At 38.5% G+C, this 20,434-nt stretch carries 15 protein-coding genes; 6 read left to right on the forward strand and 9 right to left on the reverse strand.

Annotated features, from left to right (window positions below; translation table 11 throughout):
* Positions 1 to 441: 441 nt before the first annotated feature.
* Both AC4MRQ_RS14590 and AC4MRQ_RS14595 read left to right on the forward strand, forming a co-directional pair.
* A complete protein-coding gene (locus AC4MRQ_RS14590; RefSeq protein ID WP_491198423.1) occupies positions 442 to 1,596 on the forward strand; it encodes a HEAT repeat domain-containing protein in 1,155 nt (384 codons plus the stop codon).
* A gap of 130 nt (positions 1,597 to 1,726) precedes the next feature.
* Positions 1,727 to 2,452 (forward strand): histidine phosphatase family protein, encoded by a 726-nt coding sequence (locus AC4MRQ_RS14595; protein WP_491198424.1) that lies wholly within the window; start codon positions 1,727 to 1,729, stop codon positions 2,450 to 2,452.
* A gap of 77 nt (positions 2,453 to 2,529) precedes the next feature.
* On the opposite strand, the gene AC4MRQ_RS14600 is transcribed toward AC4MRQ_RS14595, so the two are convergent.
* Positions 2,530 to 2,916: an HU family DNA-binding protein gene (locus tag AC4MRQ_RS14600; protein WP_491198425.1), complete on the reverse strand. Its 387-nt coding sequence runs from the start codon at positions 2,914 to 2,916 to the stop codon at positions 2,530 to 2,532.
* Between the two features lie 466 nt (positions 2,917 to 3,382).
* On the opposite strand from AC4MRQ_RS14600, the gene lspA reads away from it, so the two are divergent.
* On the forward strand, positions 3,383 to 3,913 hold the full coding sequence (gene lspA / locus AC4MRQ_RS14605; RefSeq protein ID WP_491198426.1) for a signal peptidase II: 531 nt from the start codon (positions 3,383 to 3,385) through the stop codon (positions 3,911 to 3,913).
* An 11-nt stretch (positions 3,914 to 3,924) separates the two neighbouring features.
* Here the strand turns inward: lspA and larB are convergent, their stop codons facing one another.
* From larB to AC4MRQ_RS14635, 6 genes are all read right to left on the reverse strand, one after another.
* A complete protein-coding gene (gene larB / locus AC4MRQ_RS14610) occupies positions 3,925 to 4,662 on the reverse strand; it encodes a nickel pincer cofactor biosynthesis protein LarB (protein ID WP_491198427.1) in 738 nt (245 codons plus the stop codon).
* 220 nt (positions 4,663 to 4,882) lie between these two features.
* Positions 4,883 to 5,665, reverse strand: a complete 783-nt coding sequence (locus AC4MRQ_RS14615; RefSeq protein ID WP_491198428.1) for an adenine nucleotide alpha-hydrolase family protein — start codon at positions 5,663 to 5,665, stop codon at positions 4,883 to 4,885.
* A 752-nt stretch (positions 5,666 to 6,417) separates the two neighbouring features.
* Positions 6,418 to 9,861 carry an efflux RND transporter permease subunit gene (locus AC4MRQ_RS14620; RefSeq protein ID WP_491198429.1) on the reverse strand — a complete coding sequence of 1,148 codons (3,444 nt, stop codon included), beginning with the start codon at positions 9,859 to 9,861 and terminating at the stop codon, positions 6,418 to 6,420.
* A gap of 24 nt (positions 9,862 to 9,885) precedes the next feature.
* Positions 9,886 to 11,004 (reverse strand): efflux RND transporter periplasmic adaptor subunit, encoded by a 1,119-nt coding sequence (locus tag AC4MRQ_RS14625; protein WP_491198430.1) that lies wholly within the window; start codon positions 11,002 to 11,004, stop codon positions 9,886 to 9,888.
* Positions 11,005 to 11,031: 27 nt separating this feature from the next.
* On the reverse strand, positions 11,032 to 12,393 hold the full coding sequence (locus tag AC4MRQ_RS14630; RefSeq protein ID WP_491198431.1) for a TolC family protein: 1,362 nt from the start codon (positions 12,391 to 12,393) through the stop codon (positions 11,032 to 11,034).
* A 10-nt stretch (positions 12,394 to 12,403) separates the two neighbouring features.
* On the reverse strand, positions 12,404 to 13,033 hold the full coding sequence (locus AC4MRQ_RS14635; RefSeq protein ID WP_491198432.1) for a TetR/AcrR family transcriptional regulator: 630 nt from the start codon (positions 13,031 to 13,033) through the stop codon (positions 12,404 to 12,406).
* A 189-nt stretch (positions 13,034 to 13,222) separates the two neighbouring features.
* Between AC4MRQ_RS14635 and AC4MRQ_RS14640 the strand changes: the two genes are divergently transcribed.
* From AC4MRQ_RS14640 to AC4MRQ_RS14650, 3 genes are all read left to right on the forward strand, one after another.
* Positions 13,223 to 14,200: a hypothetical protein gene (locus AC4MRQ_RS14640; protein ID WP_491198433.1), complete on the forward strand. Its 978-nt coding sequence runs from the start codon at positions 13,223 to 13,225 to the stop codon at positions 14,198 to 14,200.
* Between the two features lie 294 nt (positions 14,201 to 14,494).
* Entirely contained in the window at positions 14,495 to 16,753 is a 2,259-nt protein-coding gene (locus AC4MRQ_RS14645; protein WP_491198434.1) for a GH92 family glycosyl hydrolase, read from the forward strand.
* 139 nt (positions 16,754 to 16,892) lie between these two features.
* Entirely contained in the window at positions 16,893 to 18,056 is a 1,164-nt protein-coding gene (locus AC4MRQ_RS14650; protein ID WP_491198435.1) for a nuclear transport factor 2 family protein, read from the forward strand.
* 211 nt (positions 18,057 to 18,267) lie between these two features.
* On the opposite strand, the gene AC4MRQ_RS14655 is transcribed toward AC4MRQ_RS14650, so the two are convergent.
* Positions 18,268 to 18,975, reverse strand: a complete 708-nt coding sequence (locus tag AC4MRQ_RS14655) for a glutamine amidotransferase-related protein (RefSeq protein WP_491198436.1) — start codon at positions 18,973 to 18,975, stop codon at positions 18,268 to 18,270.
* Positions 18,976 to 19,792: 817 nt separating this feature from the next.
* Positions 19,793 to 20,371, reverse strand: coding sequence for an RDD family protein (locus AC4MRQ_RS14660; protein ID WP_491198437.1), 579 nt, complete (start codon positions 20,369 to 20,371; stop codon positions 19,793 to 19,795).
* Between the last annotated feature and the right edge of the window lie 63 nt (positions 20,372 to 20,434).

Genomic DNA, 20,434 nt, shown 5'->3' on the forward strand with positions numbered 1-20,434 from the left:
ACCGATACCATTCCGTGTGGCATTACAGCTCCCGGATAGGTTGCACCATAATTGGTGGTTCCGATAAATGGATTAACAAGGTTAGCCGGTTCCTGGGCAATTAGCAATGCCGAACACAGCACGAGTAGCGAAATGAGTGCAAAATTCTTCATAATCATAGCTTTGAATGCAAAATAAAGGTATAAGCTTAATCTTACAAACACACGAAATTTTATAAATACATTGATAATTGTTTGATAATTAGATGTGTATTGGAGTTGGTCCAGGTGCGCGCAGAATGTGTTTACCCTGAGATTGCACATAAGTACGACATATTTGTTGGTGATGACATTACCATTAGTTTGCTATGCTAAGGATGAGTTCAGGAATTGTAACTAATATTTCTCATTGTTTTTGCTAATAGGAATGACTTTATTGAAGCATTGTATCTAAACTAAACACATGATGAAACAAAATCTACTTATCGGACTATTATGCTTGTTTGTAATGACAACATGCGTCAATCAGAGCCAACAAAAAAGTAACTCAGAGGAAATGATCAAGGTTGGTATTTTTGATACCAATGGCGATAGTCCCGGATGCATTACGGATGCTTATGAAGCTTTGCGTATTGACCCAATGATTCAACCCGATATTATCGGAGCTTCAACCATTATGTCGGATGAAATCTTTAACTATGATCTGATTCTATTTCCGGGCGGGTCGGGCAAAGCACAAACCATTAAGTTAGGACAGTTGGGAATGCAGCGAGTGAAGGAACTTGTTACCGAGCAAGGTATGGGTGTAATGGGTATTTGCGCAGGCTCTTATGTATTATCGCAAACAGAAGGCTATCCATCACTGGATCTAAGTGGTTTCCAGGCTATTGATATTGAGCATGATCATCGGGGACATGGATTGGTTAAGTTCTCGTTGACAGATGAAGGTAAAAAACTCTTCCCTGAGTTGACTGATAATAATATTTGGTATTCAAAATATTACGAAGGCCCGGTGTTAATAGAGCCGGAACAGGCATTATTTAAAGGTCAATCCTTATCAACTATGCTAAGCGATGTACATACAGTGGAAGGAACACCTGCAAATATGACGAACAATCGTCCGTTTATTACAGCCACGGAAGCAGGCAAAGGAAAAGTAGTCACTTTTGTTGGCCATCCTGAAAATACACCTGGTATGCGCTGGATGATTCCCCGCATGGTACGATGGGCAGTTAATCAGGAGCTAATTTCATACTCAGACAAAGTTGTAAGACCAGAAATATACACGGAAGAAATTCTATATACCAAAGAACAACTTGAGAAACAAGCACAGTATTTCGAAATGCTGTGGGGCAACTCTGAAGAAAAAATAGAAGCTATAAACAGTCTGGTAGAACAGTCATCGTGGTCGGCTAAGAAAAAGGTACTTGGGCTGCTGCGCGATAAATCGCCTGAAGTTAGATTAACTGCCGCCAAAGCAATTGTTGAGTTGGAACGAACGGATGCTTTAAATGATTTAGAGATAGCTGTACAGACAGAACAGGTGCCAGAGTTGAAAGAACAACTGAATTTGGAACTTGATCATTTAAGGTCGATTCTTGGACACCTTGGTCAATAAGGGAAAACACAGTCGATTAATGTAACCTAAGGTGCGATGTTGAAATATTTGCACTATCTGCGATGGGAAAAGTTTTGAATTTCAACTTTTGTCCAATGGCATTGTTAAATATAGAATTATACAGGAATAAATGCGTATTCAATATTGTAGCATACTTTTGATTCTAACCTTTTTTATAGCCGCTTGTTCGTCGCAACAAAAGCTGACAAAGGAGGCTTATCAAAATGGCTTTGAGAATAAAAAGCCTTTTACAACCATCGAAGATGTTAGTGAAGATGCTAATAAGCAGATGCGTATTTACCTGATCAGACATGCCAAGCCTGATGTAAATAAGGAATTGCTTTATAATTCAGCGATGGCACAGGCATATGTAAGAGCCTATGGCGAAGTGTCCATTATACCTTTTGATTCTTCCCTGGTGAATGTGAAACTAGAAGCTTCGACACCAATCTATTGTTCTAATCTGAGAAGGGCACAGGAAACAGCCAGAGCCATTTTTGGTGAAGAATACATCATTATTAGCGAAGCTCTGTTCAGAGAGTTTGAAACTCGTATAAATTCCGGACCAAATGCTTATAGCTTACCCTTGATAGTCTGGCAATCCATTAGTCGGCTAATGTGGGTAATGGGCCTGAATCAACATGGTATTGAAAGCTATAATGAAGCTCGCAGGCGTGCGGATAAAGCAGCCAATCGGCTGATAGAATTAGCAGAAGAAAACAGAACAGTAGTATTAGTGGCTCACGGAATGCTCAATCGGGCTTTAGCTAAACGCTTAAAACAACAAGGGTGGGAACTTATTCAAAATAAAGGACATATCAATATTGGGGCAACGGTATTGGAGAAGGAGCGGTGATTGGCTAAGAATAGGAATACATAAAAATAACCCCCGAATACAAATGTTATTCGGGGGACCTTAGTGGTCAGACTCGTTTAAATATTGTTAACCTTATCGAATGAGGCGTCACGCAGTTTCTTTTTAAGCTCCTTACCCGGTGTAAAAATAAGTTTTACATTTTTGATTTTAGAGGTGTGAAAATCTTCTTCAGATTCCACTCCTTCGCTGCTAAATGAAATACGCAGTGTTCCCAGATCACCAAGGTTGACAGATTGACCATCAAGCAGATACTTCGGTACTTGATCAACTAGGTTATCCAGTGTATTATTAACGTCTCCCCGGGTGAGTGATGATTTTTCAACAATGTCTATTCCGATAGCTTTTAAATCTTTTTTGCCATTTAGAACAGGCGTTGCATAAACTTTCTTTGGAGCTTGAGGGTCTCTGGGGTTAGCTCGTTCAATTAATTTGTATTTAAGCATATTACTTAAAATTATAGGGGTTAAAAAAAAGGATAATTGATTACGTAATTATTTGCCGTTGACATCTAAAATAATTAAAAACTATGATATACCAAATTTAGATATTGGCATTCATGGGAGTTAAACCGGTTATTCTGGCAGAAAAGCAAAATATAATCTATATGGCCTGTTATATATGGTGTTTGTGTATTATTTTCACTGTATTTCAAACACATATGAATTACATGTTATTAAGCCATTGAAATTTCATCAAGATGAAAATAATTTTTCTCCTTGATGGAAATGAATTTTCTCCTTGATGGAAATAAATTTTCTCCTTGATGAAAAAATACTTTCTCCTTGATCAAATTTTTTTTTGTCCAGAAGAAATTTTGAATATTTAATATTCTTACGGTATTAAGAATACAACTGAAGCAAGGAATTTTTGATTATATAATTGGTAATTTGCACCTTGATAAATAGAATAATGAAAAAACAAATATTCAAATTTCTGATTCTTGTAGCATTTATGGTTTCAGGATGTGCAAGCGACTTAAAGACGAAAGAGGTAATTAACGACCAGTTAAAGGAACAATCCATTGCTGTGATTGATAACTTCTTTAATCTCACTTACGTTGAAAATCATGCGATTGCTTTTGGGATGTTCAACAATCTGGATAGGAATATTCGGATGCCAATCATTTTTGTTTTGCCTATTTTAATAACTCTGTTTGGTTTCTTTCTAATTTGGAAACTTAGGGAGAGTAAATTCAGATTATTGCTGCCTCTTTTTATAATTATTGGTGGGGCTTATGGAAATATTATTGACAGGGCAATGAATGGCTATGTGACCGACTTTTTACATGTTCATTATTTTCACCAATATAACTTCTATGTATTTAATGTAGCTGACGTATTAGTTAATATTGGACTTATCTTATTGCTATTGCAATACAAAGAGTTTAATAGGTTACTTGAAGATGTTTTTATTAAGAAGGCTGCTTTTAGTAATAAATAAATACCGTTGCTTTAATTCCTATTCTTCGCAATTAAAGCAGCCACAACAGCAGCTCTTAGTCCACCATCAATATTCACTACTGTGAGGTTAGGGGCACAGCTGGCCAGCATACTGGTGAGTGCAGCTTCTTTGGCCCTGAAGCCGTAACCAACCGATGTGGGTACTCCTATTACTGGCAGAGGAACTAAGGAAGCTACAAATGGCGCCAGGGCACCTTCCATGCCGGCAACCACAATAACAGCCGAAACATCCTGTTCAATGCCTTGCTTAATGGCTTCCAAAACGCGGGTTGGATGAGCAATGCCACGATCTTCAAAAACCAGGGGTTCCACACCAACAGCCTTAAGAATCACTTCACATTCATAGGTGACCGGATGGTCAGCTGAGCCGGCACTTATCACTAATACTGAGCCATTGGGTTTTGGCATCTCACCAATAACGGTGGCATTGACCGACCAAAGAACCGGAAACTGATCTTTAAAGTGTTCATTTATTTCTTTGTAAAAAGGACTGCGCGATATCACTACACGGGGATGTTTTTCGAGCAACTGGCTCGTCAGCTCAATGGTTTGTTCCAGAGTTTTGTATTCACCATAAATGATTTCGGGAATATTGGTGCGCATGCCGCGGTTCACATCCAGTATATACCGGCTGGCTGTTTCCATCCAATCGAGAGAGAAATGGCGTTGTGCCTCTTCTTTCGAAATGCGTCCCTGTTGTATTTGATCAAATAATTCGTCGAAAGTCATTGTTAATGGTTATTTGTCGATTTGGTAATTCGTCGATTTGGTAATTCGTTGGTTTGGTTAATTGTTCTGAGTTTTGAGTTCTGGGTTTTGCGTTCTGGGTTCAGGAGGGAGTTTAGTGTTTCCTCTTTCTTCTGTCCTCCGTCTCCCATCTTATGTCCAAGCCTCACCCTTCATTCATCGTCTATCCTCGATCTGATGTCTTTTGTCTTAAGTCTTAGGTCTATTTTTTTATCCTCTTATCATACTCATTAGGTCGTGAGCGTTTGACATCTATGGTAACAAATAAACAGGCTTTACCACCTAACTCAAAAAGCTCTTCTCTCACTTTATCGTCTGCAATAAGTGCATAGCTTTCGGGTTTTGACAGTTCGATACGCATATGGTCTTCGTCATCGATGCGGCAGCGCACATGGAAGTCGTTGGTTTTATCGATGATATAGTTTTCGACTTCGTAGATGGCTTTGATGCGTTCAGGAGTCAGTAAATGGTTATAGTTGATGCGTGTTGCCAGACAACTTTCGTGCTCGGCAAATAAAGGATCGGCACCAAATGCCATGGCAATGTCTTTTGTTTCCCAGGAAGTAATACCTAGTTCGGCCAAAGGTGACTGTACATTATACTCGTCTAATGCTTGTTTACCGGGCCGGTAATTTCCCAGATCGCTGGCGGTGGTACCATCAAAGATTGGTAAACCATCTTTAGGAACCAGTGAGAGTATATGGCTCTTGCAATGGTAGCATCGTTGCTCAGGGTTGCTAACCACTACTTCTCCTGGTGTTACATCAATGATCTTTAAATCGGGTGCACCAAGGTTACGTGCCTGAATAATCATATCATTGGCGTTAGCCCTGTTAAAGCCATTGTTAACCCAAATGGGCGTTACATCAGCATCGGCTCTCATGGCAGCACCCAGTACTGCACTGCTGTCGAAACCACCTGAGAAGAGTAAATAGCCTATCTTATTCTTATCAAACCAATTGATTAAAGCTTTTTGTTTTCCCATAGACTCAAAATTTGCATTAAGATAGATAAATATTTTCTGACAATGGATGAGTGATTAATGCCAAATTAATTTGGTATAAGAAGGGGAGGTGTCAGGGCAATTGCATTTAACTGCTTCAACCACCTCCCCACTTTGTGGTACTACTCCTTCAAAAGGAGGAGAATAACGAAAACCCATCCCCGTCTGAATTTTAGGAGGGATGACGACAGGCGGGGAGGTATATTTGTTTTTAAATGCGATTGCCAAGGAAGTGGTGTTTCGATTTTTACGGATCGTATCTTTATTTGCATTATGGGAATAAAGATGCGATCCTTCTTCCCAGCCCTCAATCACATTATTTGTTTAGCCATAGCCCTAGCGGACATATGCTTATATGTTCCGTCCTTTCAGGACTGTTAAGTATCGCTCTCAATCTGGCCTGCAAGGCCCGTATATACTAGCGCAGGGTGAAACTCCGCGATGTATGATTTAAATAATAAAGCACTGAAGGTGCGATACATTATACCAATTGTTATTAGTGTCAAATCAAATTTGAAGCTTTGGGTTAAAACATAAATCCCCCTCTCCCTACGGGTATCTCCCCAAGGGGAGAATTGGAAGTGAGTCTGCAGGAATATCTTCCCCTTGGGGAAGTGCCTGAAAGGCGATGGGGGAAATTAAATACCCGAAATATTGTACTTGATTTGACACTGGTATTAATTAACAAAAACGGCCCTCCGAAGAGAGCCGTTTAAATCTTAATAATATTGTATTTACTTGATGGCATCAATTTTATCAACCAGTCCACTGTCCGGTTTTTGTGGAGATAAGCGGTTACGAACTCTAACTGCCAGGTTATACATTACCGGTGCCATAATTAAGGTTAATACCGTAGAGGTACTCAATCCAAATATAACTGTCCAGGCCATTGGTGCCCAGAAGTCGGCATTATCACCACCAAAATAGATGTTAGGATCTAATTCAGAGAATAAACTGAAGAAGTCGAAATTGAGACCAATGGCCATTGGGATTAATCCCAGAATGGTTGTGATGGCTGTTAACAATACCGGACGTAAACGTGTTTTACCGGCACGTACAACACTATTAATTTCATCTTCGCGTGATAATCTGCCTTTTTCTCCCAGTCCTTTCTTTTCTTTTACCTGCCCGCGAACAAGGTCGATGTAGTCAATTAATACAATACCATTGTTTACCACAATACCGGCTAATGAAACGATACCAACACCTGTCATGAGGATGATAAAATCCATTTGGAAAGTACCTAGTCCCATAAATACACCAATGGTACTTAAACCTACTGTTCCAATAATAATCAGAGGTTTGGCTCCTGAGTTAAACTGCGTGATCAAGATCATTGCAATAAGCGCTAAGGCGAACAGTAAGGCTCCAACCAGGAAATCAGAAGTTTCCTGCTGACTTTCTTGTTCTCCGGTCATTTTCCAGGAGTAGTTAGCAGGCATCTGATATTCTGATAAAACCTGCTTAATACGGGCATTTATCGAGTTGGCATTGTAACCTTCAACCACATTTGAGCTAAGTGTAATTACACGAATATTATCAATACGGGTAATCTTTTCGTAAGTTGATGAATATTCATAGTCAGCAACAGCAGAAATAGGAATCAGGCTGATGACACCATTTTTATCTACTTTCATTTTTTGATTCATCAAAGTAGATACATCATAACGATACCTGTCCTGCAGGCGGAGCATAATATCATACTCATCTTCCCCGTCTTTATATTTACTGATCTCTTTACCATATAACGATGTGCGAACAGCCATAGCCACTTGTTGAGTAGATAAGCCCATACGACGAACTTTGTCACGATCAATAAATAGCTGCATCTCGGGTTTGTTGGTGTTCAAATCCATTTCGAGGTTTTCGATACCGGCAATATGATCGTTATTGATGGTGTTTTTAATGTCCTCAGTCAACTCGATCAATCGCTCGTAATCATCACCGGCAATCTCAATATTTATTGGTTTACCAACCGGAGGTCCGTTTTGCTCTTTTTCGATAAATACTTTGGCTCCTACAAATCCTTCAAAAGCACTTGATAATTTTGACATAATGTCGCGGGTACTGTGCCCCTGGCGATATTGAAAATCAACAAATGTAATTGTAGTCAGTGATTTATTTGGCGAACGCCCTGATTCGAACAGGCCGCCTTTACCGGTACCCACACTTACACCAACAGACTTGACAATATCCATGTATGGCTCCAGTGTGCTATACAGCAATTCTTCTGCGCTAACTGTTACCTGGTCGGTTACTTCAATGTCGGTACCCAATGGCATCTCCATAGTCACATAAATGGTACGTGGTTCATTTTCGGGGAAGAAATATACATTAGGTTGCATCGCTCCGAAAAAGAACAGGGAGAAAAAGAACAGACCAAGCGAACCAAATAAAAGAAGTTTACTGGTACGTCTACCCAGAGCCCTGCGCAAGGTGGCTTCATACATGTTTTCCAATTTTGGAAGAAAATTATGCTGAAACCAAATGGCTGATGGTTTGAGTACAAATTTGTTAAGTGTTGTAATCAGGAGTGGTAATATCAACAGGTTACCCCAAAGAATACTGCCGCCAAGATATGACAGAACTCCCAATCCAGCTAAGATACCCGTAACAATAAAGAATTTTCGGAAGCTTTTCTTTTCCCGCACATCTTCCAGCTTCATAAACTGAGATGCAAACACAGGGTTCAGCACTAAAGCAACAAATAAGGATGATGCTAACACGATAATTAAGGTGATGGGCAGGTAGCTCATAAACTTACCTACAATGCCCGGCCAGAATACTAATGGGAAGAATGCTGCTAATGTGGTTGCCGTTGACGAAATAATCGGTATGGCGATTTCACTGGTACCGTTCTTAACCGCTTTTTCGGATTTGACACCATGCTCCATCATCCGGTAGACATTCTCAATTACCACAATGGCATTATCCACCAGCATTCCCAGGGCCAGTACAAGACTGAATAATACCATGGTATTGATGGTATAACCAATTTGTTTCAGGATCATCATGGAGATGATCATCGACATGGGGATGGCCAATCCTGAGAATATAGCATTTCTTAACCCAAGGAACATGTACAGGACAATCATCACGAAGATCATACCTAAAAGAATACTGTTCTCAAGGTTGCTGATCTGATCACGAACAAACACCGACTGGTCATCAGTTACAGTTACTGTTAAATCTTTTGGCAGGGTTTCACTTTCCTGCTTTTTCTTAATGATGTCCAGTATTTTATCTGTTGCATCCAACAGGTTCTGACCACTCTTTTTAACGATGGAAAGTGTTACAACCGATTTGTGATCCAAACGTGATATGGTGCTTTGTTCTTCAAAGCCATCAATCACTTCGGCCACATCTTTTAGGTAAATAGCACGTCCATCAATTTCTTTTACAATAGTATTCCGGATTTCATCCATATTGGTGTAATCCGCTTGTACACGAATTGAACGCCTTGTGCCATCAACCTTTATCTCGCCGGCACCAACTGTAAAGTTTTCAGTTGTGACAGCAAACTCAATATCCTCAAAGGTGAGGTCGTAAGCTGCCATGCGGTGAGGGTTAACGTGGATTTTAATCTCACGCTCATCAACACCACGAATATCGGCTTCACGAACTTCGCGTAAAGTCTCAAACTCATCCTGAAGACCTTCGGCAAACTTTTTCAATTCATAAATACTGTAGTCACCTGACAGGTTGATATTTAATACAGGAAATTCAGAAAAGTCGATATCATCCACAATCGGATCATCCATCAAGTCGTCTGGTAATTCACTTAAGGCTTTATCTACCTTATCCTTAACGTCCAGTTTAGCCTGATCAACAGATACGTCTGTTTCGAACTCAACGATAATCAAGCTCATGTCCTGGAATGAGTTGGATGACATTTTTTTAACGCCATTTAAATCTTTTAGCTCTTTTTCCAGTGGACGGGTAATCAGGTTCTCAATATCCAACGGACTGTTTCCCGGGTGAGGTGTGCTTACTGAGATATACGGAATCACAATCTCAGGAAACTGCTCCCTCTGCATGGAAGTATATCCCATCCATCCGGCCACAATCAGGAATAGGGTGAGGATGTAAATCGTATTTTTATTAGCCAGTGCCATGAAAGTTGGTTTAAACTTCCGTGTAGACACTTTCTCTTTATATTTTATGTTTTCTTCTTGCATTTGTAATAAGATTTAGGCTAAGGATTAAATAGAAATGGCTGAACCATCAACCACCTGGGCATAACCTTTGGTAATTATTTTATCACCGGATTCAATACCTTTAGTCACGAGGGTATTGTTATTATCTTTAATGCCTGTTTCGATATAGCGCTTTTTGGCCTGCATTTTTCCATCAACTTCCTCGGCTACGAAAACAAACTCGCCACTAAAATCTTTTTTAACCAGGATAGAAGGAACTATTATAGCATTTTCAGCAGCAAATGTTCTGAGTTTTAACACTGCCAGCATGTTAGGTTTTATATCGTTTGACCTGTTGTCCAAATCAATTCGTACTCTGAAAGTACGGCTACCCGGATCAATGACAGATGATGCGCGGAAAATTGTTGCATCAATGTTTTTATTGATGACAGGAAATTCAACAGCTACTTTATCTCCGGCTTCAACATCTTGAAGATAAATCTCTGAAACGTCAGCTGTAATATAAACTTTGTCGATATTGACAAGACGAGCAAATGACATTTGGGGTCCTGCCATCTCACCTTGCTTCTGAATAATTTCATCAACAACTCCATCAATCGGAGCACGCACGATAGCCAAATCAAGTTGTGCAACCAGACCTTCTTTTTGTTGCTCTAAAGCTTCCTTATTTGATTTTGCCTGCAGGTATTCCATCTCAGAGCCAATATTCTGTTTCCAAAGGTCGGCCTGACGTTCGTATGTTGTTGTTGCCAATTGAAGATTAATCTCAACCTGGGCTAGCGAACGTTGTGTCATTTCGGTGTTAAGCCTTGCAAGAATATCACCTTTACGCACTTTATCACCCTCTTTTACATCAATTGAGATGATTTTACCAGCGGCCTCAGGACTGACAATAATGTTTTGGTCTGCCTCAACTTTACCGGTAACATCAACAAAGTGCTCATACAAATTCGGTTCTATACCTGTTGCAACAACATTAATTATGCTTTCGCTATTACCGTCTGACAATTCTTTTTCAATTTTGGCAATCTGCTTCTTAAGCTCGCTTAATTCCTTTTTATAGTTTGCCAATTCTTCTTGTTTGGCTTTTCTGTCTTCATCGCCCTGATTTGCAGTACAAGCTATCATTAATGCGATTAGTGGAAGTATGAATAACTTTTTCATTTTGTTTCTATCTATTTGGGTTGACCTTTATAGTTTGCTAAGTATTTTTTGTAATTCAATATGTGCCTGAAGCAGGTTTAGTGTTGATTCGATATAACTTAGTTCAGCATCGACATATTGAGATTCAATCTGCGAGAGTTCCGTACTGTTTATTAAACCTTTTTGAAACTTAATAAGGCTGACGTCATAAATTCTTGTAGCCAGTTCTTTATTTTTAAGGCTGTTGGTGTATTGCTCTCGCTGCGATGACATGGTTGTATTAGCATTCAGAAAATCTTTTGTCAGATTTTCAGTTGTCATTCGTTGATTGTTTTGTGCTTTTAAGTAATTAAGTTTCTCCTGTTTTACTCTGGCGGTTCTGCTACCTGATGTGAAAATCGGAATGGATAAATTCAGACCAATTACTTGTGATGGGTACCATTCCTGCTCAAACAAATTCCATTCGTCACCAAAGGCACTTCTTGTATACGAATAGCTGGCATTAAGCTTTGGAAGATATTGGGCCTGCTCGTTACGCATTAAAAGTTTCTTAGAGATAACATCACTTTCGGCCAGTTTATAATCAATATGATTCTCAACATTAAAGGTTTCACCGTCTCGTGTGAGTAAAACAGGTGAAAGTGTATCATCCAATTGATCACTTAGTTTTATGGGTTGATTCAGATCCATGCCAATGCTAAATTTCAATACTGCTAATGCAACATTATAACTGCGCTCAACCTCTAAAAGTCGGCTTTCGCTGTTTCTTAGCATCAACTCAATTTGAGCTTTATCTGTTTCTTCCCTGAAACCATTTTTATAATAGGCCTCCGTTTCAACCAGGGTACGTTCGTTTATTTTTAAACTACGTTTAAATGTTTCAACGTTCTCATATGCTGTTAAAGCAATGTAATAAGCTTGCATAACATTGTTTCGTACCTCAATCTCAGTTTTTTCTCTCTGCTGTTCATTCAGTGTTTGAAAGATTTTTGAAGCCTGTAAACCAACAATATATGATCCGTCAAAGATCAATTGGTTGACGGAGATCCTGAAATTGGCATCATATGCCTGAGCAAATGATATAGGTACCTTATCACCAGGTTGACTGCCCGGAGGTCGCATATCAGGCGGTAATATTTCAACCGGAAATAATGAAACGGGTAAATCAGGATTGTGGTTATAACCGGCTGTTCCACTTACTTGTGGCAGACCAATAGCAATAGTCTCCCAAAGTTTCCTTTTTGATGACTCAACGTCGTAGTCTGCATTAATTTTCTGATAAGCATGCGTCATTGCATAATCGATTGCTTCCTGCAGACTCAGGTTTAAGCTATCAGTTTGTGCAACAAGTTTCACCGGAAATAATATTACAAGCAATTGCAAACTCAATAGCAAAGTGATTAATCTCATAGTTGTGTGTTTATTTGTGTTCTTCTTTATCTTCGCAAAATAGTCGCTCTACTTCCTGCAAGCCTTTTTCGGTGCAGGTTCCCCTAAAGTGATATTTAAAAACTTCGGCAAATAGTTCAATGCTTCTTAGTTCACTGGCGGTAAACATTCCATTGGTATCATCAAATGTGAAGATGTGATGAGCCAGCAATAAGCGAGCAACAATGTTTTCATTAATATCATCGTGGTATAAACCATCTTTTTTACCATGTAACAGGTTACATGTATAAGCATCCAGAATAAAGCCCTTTTGCTTTTCTTTAAAACTGTTGAGTAAGGCCGGATAATACTTTTTTAAGTCAAACATCATGGTTGGCTGATATTGGCCAATGTGTGGTTCCATAATCTTTTTAAACTCAAAGAACTGTTCTATTGCATTCAGATCCTGACGTTTAAAGATTGAGAGAACTTCAATGTCCTTTTCTCCGGCAAGATTCAGGGCTTCTTCTACCAGCTTATTTTTGTCATTAATATACTGGTACAGTGTTTTCTTTGACATACCCAGTTCACGGGCAATATCATCCATACTAACACTTTTAATTCCGTATTGACAAAAAAGCTTCAGAGCACTTTCCGTAACTTCCAAACTTTTAGATTCCATTTTGCAAATGTATAAACTTTTTACCCCGAGGAAACTTAAAAGGTGTTAAAAGTTTCCCAAGTTTCTGTTATTGCATTGTTAATATTTGCAGATGTTGGGATTTAGTCAACAAATAATTGCATCTCATGTATTTATCCTCAGCTTTAAGACTAAATATTGTTATTTCGCGTTTATCATTCAAAACAAGCTATGCTGAAGATTATCTGTTTATTGTTTATTTTTTTAGGATTAACCTTTATTAATGTAGAGGCGCAAAGCAAGAAAAAGTTTAAAGGCAAAAAAAGAACTTCCAAAAGAGAAATTAAAAAACGTCAGCAGGAGGCCTTTGAAAGAGATGATACCAATGCTTTTAATCGTGTGCAACCAATGGGCGCCAAACAAAACGATAGTCGTGATGATTTGCTTTGGCACAGCGAAACAGCTAATACAGTCTATGATGGTGCAGCTAATATAAGCCTGATAAATGCTTCGCGCTATGGCCTGAAACCCGGTCTGGAACTTTCCACTTATTTACCGCTCAATTATTGGGTGCCTAATCTTTATCTGAAGAAAAGATGGCGAAATGATGATTGGTATGTGTCCAGTAAGCATGGTTTGTATTCGGCCACACTTGGTTTAAATTGGTTAAATGATCGAAACCATACTTCGATTATCGATCATGCTGAAAAAATTCCATTTATTCTTTCGATGAATAACGAGTTAACTGTTTCCCGTTTGGTAATGAACAATGAACGTTGTGGAAGGGATAAACCCTATATTATTTTTACTGGAGGCATAGGCGTTGATTTTGGAGTGCCATTTGGAGAATCTGATTTAGGGGAATTGAAAGGTCATTTTCTGGCCAACCGAAGTCCTGCACTAACTGGCTCAGGATACACTGCTTATCTGAAACTGCGAGCTGACTGGCAAATGACACAGATGTTGATGTTGGGCGGTGGTTTTAAATACTTTCGGGGCAATTTTTCCGGTAATGGAGCATTGGAACACAGTGCAGAGTTACGTGCATTGGTACTTCCACGTTTATCATTGTCTGTAGGGTATGCACTATCCTTTGCTAATTATACAGATGCCAATAAAGTTGGAGCTTTGCCTTTCATTGATATTACCTATTACTTCGGAAAACGACAAGGCCGGCAAAAGGGGTTGTTTGGCAGGAAAATGTACTGACAATTCATTCAGGCTGGTGGTCTGTTGTTCAAATTACGTACAAACGTAATCAAAACCATTTGTTTATTAATTGCTAATCGTGCTGCTTAGGCTTATTTATCTACATTTGAAAAGCAATTCCAGATTTAAAAGGAAATTGATTCTTTGAAGGTTGATTACTTAAATTCTGGAAATGTAGCAGTAACCGGATATTTGTGTTCATTAATTTGAACAGTCAAACGAGTTTATCACGCCGGTATTGGATAGCTGAACTCCCTGTTTGATTAGAAACGATAACGATTAAATATATAAAACATGAAGGCTAAGATTTTATTCACATTGTTGGTTATGCTGGGTGTGCTTGCATGTCAGCAAGCAGAAAAAGAGCCACGATTAACAGATTATGTTGATCCTTTTATAGGAACTGGCGGGCATGGTCATGTATTTCCGGGAGCAACCACCCCGTTTGGAATGGTGCAGCTAAGCCCAGTTAATGGTGTTAATGGTTGGGACTGGGTATCGGGTTACCATACATCATCTTCAGAATTGGTTGGATTTGCACACATGTGTTTGAGTGGAACAGGAATTGGCGATCTGGCTGATTTACTGATTTTACCGACCAATAAAAAAGTGGTTTCTGATACGACAGCAGCTGGCAAGAATTTTTTACAAAATTATAAGGCCAGTTACTCTCATGATAAAGAAGAAGCTCAGCCCGGCTATTATATGGTCGAATTACTTAATAGTGGAATTAAAGCAGAGTTAACTGCTTCAAGGCGCGTTGGCCTGCACCAATATACGTTTACACAAGGTGATGACCGCTCGGTTATCATTGATCTGGGACATGCTATTAACTGGGATAAGACTACCGATACATACATTAAAAAAGAGACCGATACACGTTTTGTTGGCTATCGTAAATCATCAGGGTGGGCCAATGAGCAATGGTTGTATTTTGTGATTGAAACCAATCAGCCTGTGACTGATTTTAATGTAGCAAGTGATGGTCAGTTATTGGGAGAAACTGAACTTAAAGGTAAAGATGTTCGTGCAGTTTTAGCTTTTAATAATTCTGAAACCGAACCATTGTTGCTTAAAGTTGGCCTTTCATCAGCCAGCATTGATGGAGCACGAAAGAGTATTGAGAAAGAAATACCTGGTTGGGACTTTAGTGCTCAGCGTAAAAGTGCTTCGGATATTTGGGAAAAGGAACTTCAGAAAATCAAAATAAAAACGCCTGAGGAAGATGTGAAAACCATCTTTTATACAGCCCTTTATCATAGCATGATTGCACCATATGTGCATTCAGATTATAATGGTGAGTATAAAGGATTGAATGGAAAAGTTAATAAAGCAGACGGTTTTGAACGTTATACCGTGTTTTCGTTGTGGGATACATTCAGGGCCAGCCATCCGCTGTTTACCATTGTGCAGGAAGATAAAATCCGCGACTTTATCCATTCATTTATGGCCATATATCGCGAAGGCGGCTTATTACCGGTTTGGGAATTAGTAGGAAATGAAACCGGCTGTATGATTGGTTATCATGCAATTCCTGTAATTGCTGATGCTTGGCAAAAAGGATTGATAAAAGATATTGATGGCAATGAACTGTTGGAAGCAATGGTGGCAAGTGCCATGACAGATATTGAAGGCCTGAAATATTATCGTGAGTATGAATATATACCTGCTGATTTGGAGAATGAATCTGTGTCCAAAGCTTTGGAATATGCCTATGATGACTGGTGTATTGCCCAGGTGGCAAAATCAATTGGAAATGATGAGGTTTATAATACCTTTATTAAAAGGGCGGCCTATTATCAAAATCATTTCGATGCGTCAACAGGTTTTATGAGAGGTAAACTGGCGAATGGCGAATGGAAAAGGGACTTTGATCCTTTATTCTCTTCGCACCGCGACGATGAGTATGTGGAAGGTAATGCCTGGCAATACTCCTGGTTTGCACCTCATGATATCCAGGGACTGGTTAATTTGCACAATGGAGTTGATAATTTCGTTACAAAATTAGATTCATTATTTACTATAGACGAAGAAGTTAAAGGTGAGCATGCTTCACCCGATATCAGTGGTTTAATCGGGCAGTATGCACACGGAAATGAACCAAGTCACCATGTGGCATATACTTATAACTATGTTGGCAAGCCATGGAAAACAGCTGAGCGTGTTGATGAAATCCATCGCACCATGTATACAACAGAAGTAGATGGTCTTTCAGGCAATGAAGATTGCGGTCAGATGTCGGCCTGGTATGTGCTGAGTTCAATGGGATTCTATCCGGTAAATCCGGCAGATGGTAATTACATACTTGGTTCACCATTATTTGATGAAGCTAAAATAACATTGGCAAATGGCTTGATTTTCACCATTACAACGGAGGATAACTCGCCTGAGAACATCTATATACAAAGTGCCTCTTTAAATGGAAAACCGCTGCAGCGTTCGTGGTTCAAGCATAAAGAACTAATGTCGGGCGGAGAACTTAAGCTTGTTATGGGTAATAAACCTAATAAGGAGTGGGGAATGGATAATTTGCCACCATCAATGAGTAAATAAGACAAGTTAAAATAGATTGGTTATGATGGGGAGATGCCTTCGGGTGTCTTCCCATTTTTAGTTTATAACAAACTAAACTATTGACAGAAAAGACTTTTGGGTGTATAATATGCTGTTATTCATTATAAATACCCCTGTTATGAAAAAGATTATTTTATTGAAGCAAAGCCTGACCTTAGGCTTGTTATTTAGTATGATGCTGCCATTAATGGCACAGGATTTATACTTGCCGGCAACAACCAAATCAAAGGAAGCAAAAACTTTATACAAAGAAGCAATGGATGCTATGTATGATGTTGAATTTGCAAAGCTTGAGAAGATCAATCAAAAAGCTTTAGAGGCAGATCCTAACTTTTTTATGGGTTTCTTTTTACAATCTTTCAGTAATGATAAAGCTGTGCGCACAGAAGCACTGGGTAAAATGGCTGATTATTCAGGAAGACTTAATAAAGGAGAAAAAGTAATAAAATCCCTTGCTGCCAAAATGAAAGAAGATCCAAAGTACGATGGTATTGCAGAAGGACGTGAACTGGTTAAGTTGTATCCTAAAAACATCTTTTCAAAAACAATGCTGGCCTACAACTTGGGAGGAAAGGACGAAACAAGGGAGGAAGCATTAAAGCTACTAGACGACTGCCTTGCTCTAAATCCTGATGTTGCTTCATTGCATAATACAAAAGGGTACTTATACCTGCAACAAAAAGAATTCGATAAAGCAAAAGCTGAATTTGATAAATATATTGCAATGGATGAGGGTAAAGCTAACCCATACGATTCTAAGGGCGATTACTTTATGGCGGTAAAAGAATATAAGAACGCCGCAAAGAGCTACAAAAAAGCATATGAAATAAACAATGAATTTACCTTCTCAAAAGAAAAACTTAAAGACGCCAAGTGGATGGCCAAACGTGAGAAAATTGCCAGGGAAGTTAAAGTGATGATTGATAAACTGGTTGCAGATTATAATTCGCGCGATATGGGTAAATACACTAAGAATTATTTGAATGGACCAGAGTTTTGTTTCGTCCTTAACGGAGATGCAACTGATTCATACCAAGAGTTTGTTAAGCGGGTATATAAGTCGCACGACATGTATAGTGACTGGAAAGTGGAAATACTAAAAGAAACCATTGAAGTTCCTTCAGAAAATGTGGCCACCGTTACCCAGATATTTGCCTACAATGCTACACCTAAAGAAGGGGAGAAATTAGAAATGAAGGGCAGTTTTACATCAGTATGGCGTAAGGATAAGGATGAGTGGAAGGTTGTACATGCAATTAATACCAATCCAATTGATGAATAGAATTTACTGACCGACCTTAAGAAACTGTTTAAGTTTTATCCTTTGGTTCATTTTGGCGACTTAAGCCCTCTTACTACTGCAAAAATTCTTTAAATAGCGGTGCTATTCGCATCATTTTTGCCTTGTCAGAGAACTTAATTCATTCAAACTAATTCACAAAAATAAAATTTAAACAGTTTCTAAGAGAGCATCTCTCTTAAGGTCAATTTTCTTAAAGTTGAATGAGTTTATCCAAAAAGCCAAATAAGAGCTTGTTGCAGTCGTCATAATTATTATCTCGCAACTCTGTGGATGATTGTACGAAAGCTCTGTCTTTTTCTTTAACCAGTTCCTCACTGCAATTTTCAATCATGTCGTCAATTGCTTGTGGAGTAAATTCAAAATGGCACTGAAAAGCATATGCTTTAGGAGCGAAACGAACAATTTGTCTTGGGCACCCATCACTTTGGGCTAAAATAGCTGCATCATTTGTTAAGCCTGGCATATCCCCATGCCAATGCCCACAGTTAAAACTTTCGGGAAAATGAGAGAGAAGCGCGTCATTTTTTCCTTCCTCGGTTAATGTAACCGGAAACAGCCCTATTTCTTTCTCGGGACTTGAAATCGTTTCTCCACCCATAGCATTACTCAACATCTGGGCACCTAGGCAAATTCCCAAAACAATTTGTTTTTTTTCAACAGCAGAGCGTATTAACTCCTGTTCAGCTTTGGAGTCGAAGTACTCACATTCCTCTAATGTTGTGGTTGGTGATTGAGGACCACCCATAATCAATAACATATCAAAGGAATCTGTATTTTGAGGAAGTTTTTCTCCCAAATACAGATGTGTATAACTATGCTCAATATTGTTATTCTCGATCCAGCTTAAAATAGCACCGGGGCTTTCAAAAGCCTCATGCATGATGATGTGTATGTGCATTTCTATTTTTTATGTGATACAATGGTTTTAAAGGTAAAAAACAGACCATAAATAGCACATTGAATTGTAAATAGCAAAAACACAATGATTGAAAATTCAGTAAATGTTGTTGTCCACTTTTGGTAGAAAAGGTCATTGTCAACGATGTAGCCGAAGGAAGTGATGGCAATTGCAAGGAGTAGGAATAGTAAAAAGTTGCGTTTGTGTTTCATAATAAACATTCTAGTTCTTGCAATGTACGAAAATATATTTGAAGAACATTGTCATTATTGAATTTTTACAATAGTTGTATTATCGGCATAAATAAAATCTCATACAGCTGTTTATATTCTTAATTAATCCAAAGGTTTTTGGTTTAAATTATCTAATAATCAGTATAGTAGTGTTTGTGTGAGGTTTGGTAAAATAACGTAGGATAGCAGAATAAATTACGGAATAATTAGATGTTTTTGCTTTAAGAGGGTAACAATTCAACATTAAATTGTGAAGATAAGCTCTAATATCAATCCTTATCCATTTAATTTAAATGAATATATTAGAAGATTAACAGATTCATCTTCTTTAGAGGAACTAAAGACCAAGAAGAGAATGTTTCAGCTAATCTGGTGAATAGGAAAGAAATGCCAATTTTCATCAATAGGAACTAAAACATTATCAAAAAACCTCGGAGGATTTCGTAAAAGTCTCCGAGGTTTTTTAAAGAACTTCCAAGGTTTTAGATAAACGCTCCAATGTTTTTAAATTTTATCAACGGACCAAGCTACATTGCAAATGTCAATGTTTCATAAATGCATTTGTCCTGAGGATTACACCAAAATTAATAGGAGTCAACAACCGATGTTTTGCTTAAAGCATCGTGCCAACCCTTTGTTGCAAATAAGAATGAGAGTGCATTTAAAGGAATAAATCGACAAAAAGTCCTCAAAAGAATAGTTGAGAAATCAGGTTTTTTTCCTTCGCTATCTACCACTTTTGTTTGGGTAAAAAGTTTGCCCATAGTTCGACCTGATATTCCTTCAAATAAAAGGTAATAGGCAATGGTTGAGATTAGAATGAATATCAACTGAACCTCCTGGTTGTTTTCAAAGGATTTAATCACATCGGGACTGAATATTACAATGATAGAAATAATAAACTTCATAAATGAATAGGCGAAAATGCCATCCAGAAGGTTGTTCACAAAGCGTTTTCCTTTATTTGCTACCTGCAAATTAATTAGACTTCCGGTTATTTCCGCCTCAGCTTTATTTTTTAGTTCAGCGTTTTCACTGTACATGGTGCAGGATACTTCAAAACTTGCCGGTGCATTTGTTAAACTGCAAATAATCCCTTTTTCATCATTCCACCTCTGGAGTTTGCATACACTGCAAAACTTTAATCTTTCTTGTTGTTTCATTATTTCCTGATCATTGGCGGATCGAAATTAGACATTATTTTCTGATAAAGTCTAATAACCTGA

The sequence above is a fragment of the Carboxylicivirga sp. genome (assembly GCF_982718395.1).

Bases quoted from the DNA above. Each gene is read 5' to 3' on its own strand.
- AC4MRQ_RS14660 (WP_491198437.1), bottom strand. From the start codon at position 20,371: ATGAAACAACAAGAAAGATTAAAGTTTTGCAGTGTATGCAAACTCCAG.
- lspA (WP_491198426.1), top strand. From the start codon at position 3,383: ATGAAAAAACAAATATTCAAATTTCTGATTCTTGTAGCATTTATGGTT.
- AC4MRQ_RS14615 (WP_491198428.1), bottom strand. From the start codon at position 5,665: ATGGGAAAACAAAAAGCTTTAATCAATTGGTTTGATAAGAATAAGATA.
- AC4MRQ_RS14645 (WP_491198434.1), top strand. From the start codon at position 14,495: ATGAAGGCTAAGATTTTATTCACATTGTTGGTTATGCTGGGTGTGCTT.
- AC4MRQ_RS14635 (WP_491198432.1), bottom strand. From the start codon at position 13,033: ATGGAATCTAAAAGTTTGGAAGTTACGGAAAGTGCTCTGAAGCTTTTT.
- AC4MRQ_RS14620 (WP_491198429.1), bottom strand. From the start codon at position 9,861: ATGCAAGAAGAAAACATAAAATATAAAGAGAAAGTGTCTACACGGAAG.
- AC4MRQ_RS14630 (WP_491198431.1), bottom strand. From the start codon at position 12,393: ATGAGATTAATCACTTTGCTATTGAGTTTGCAATTGCTTGTAATATTA.
- larB (WP_491198427.1), bottom strand. From the start codon at position 4,662: ATGACTTTCGACGAATTATTTGATCAAATACAACAGGGACGCATTTCG.
- AC4MRQ_RS14590 (WP_491198423.1), top strand. From the start codon at position 442: ATGATGAAACAAAATCTACTTATCGGACTATTATGCTTGTTTGTAATG.
- AC4MRQ_RS14595 (WP_491198424.1), top strand. From the start codon at position 1,727: ATGCGTATTCAATATTGTAGCATACTTTTGATTCTAACCTTTTTTATA.
- AC4MRQ_RS14655 (WP_491198436.1), bottom strand. From the start codon at position 18,975: ATGCACATACACATCATCATGCATGAGGCTTTTGAAAGCCCCGGTGCT.
- AC4MRQ_RS14600 (WP_491198425.1), bottom strand. From the start codon at position 2,916: ATGCTTAAATACAAATTAATTGAACGAGCTAACCCCAGAGACCCTCAA.
- AC4MRQ_RS14625 (WP_491198430.1), bottom strand. From the start codon at position 11,004: ATGAAAAAGTTATTCATACTTCCACTAATCGCATTAATGATAGCTTGT.
- AC4MRQ_RS14640 (WP_491198433.1), top strand. From the start codon at position 13,223: ATGCTGAAGATTATCTGTTTATTGTTTATTTTTTTAGGATTAACCTTT.
- AC4MRQ_RS14650 (WP_491198435.1), top strand. From the start codon at position 16,893: ATGAAAAAGATTATTTTATTGAAGCAAAGCCTGACCTTAGGCTTGTTA.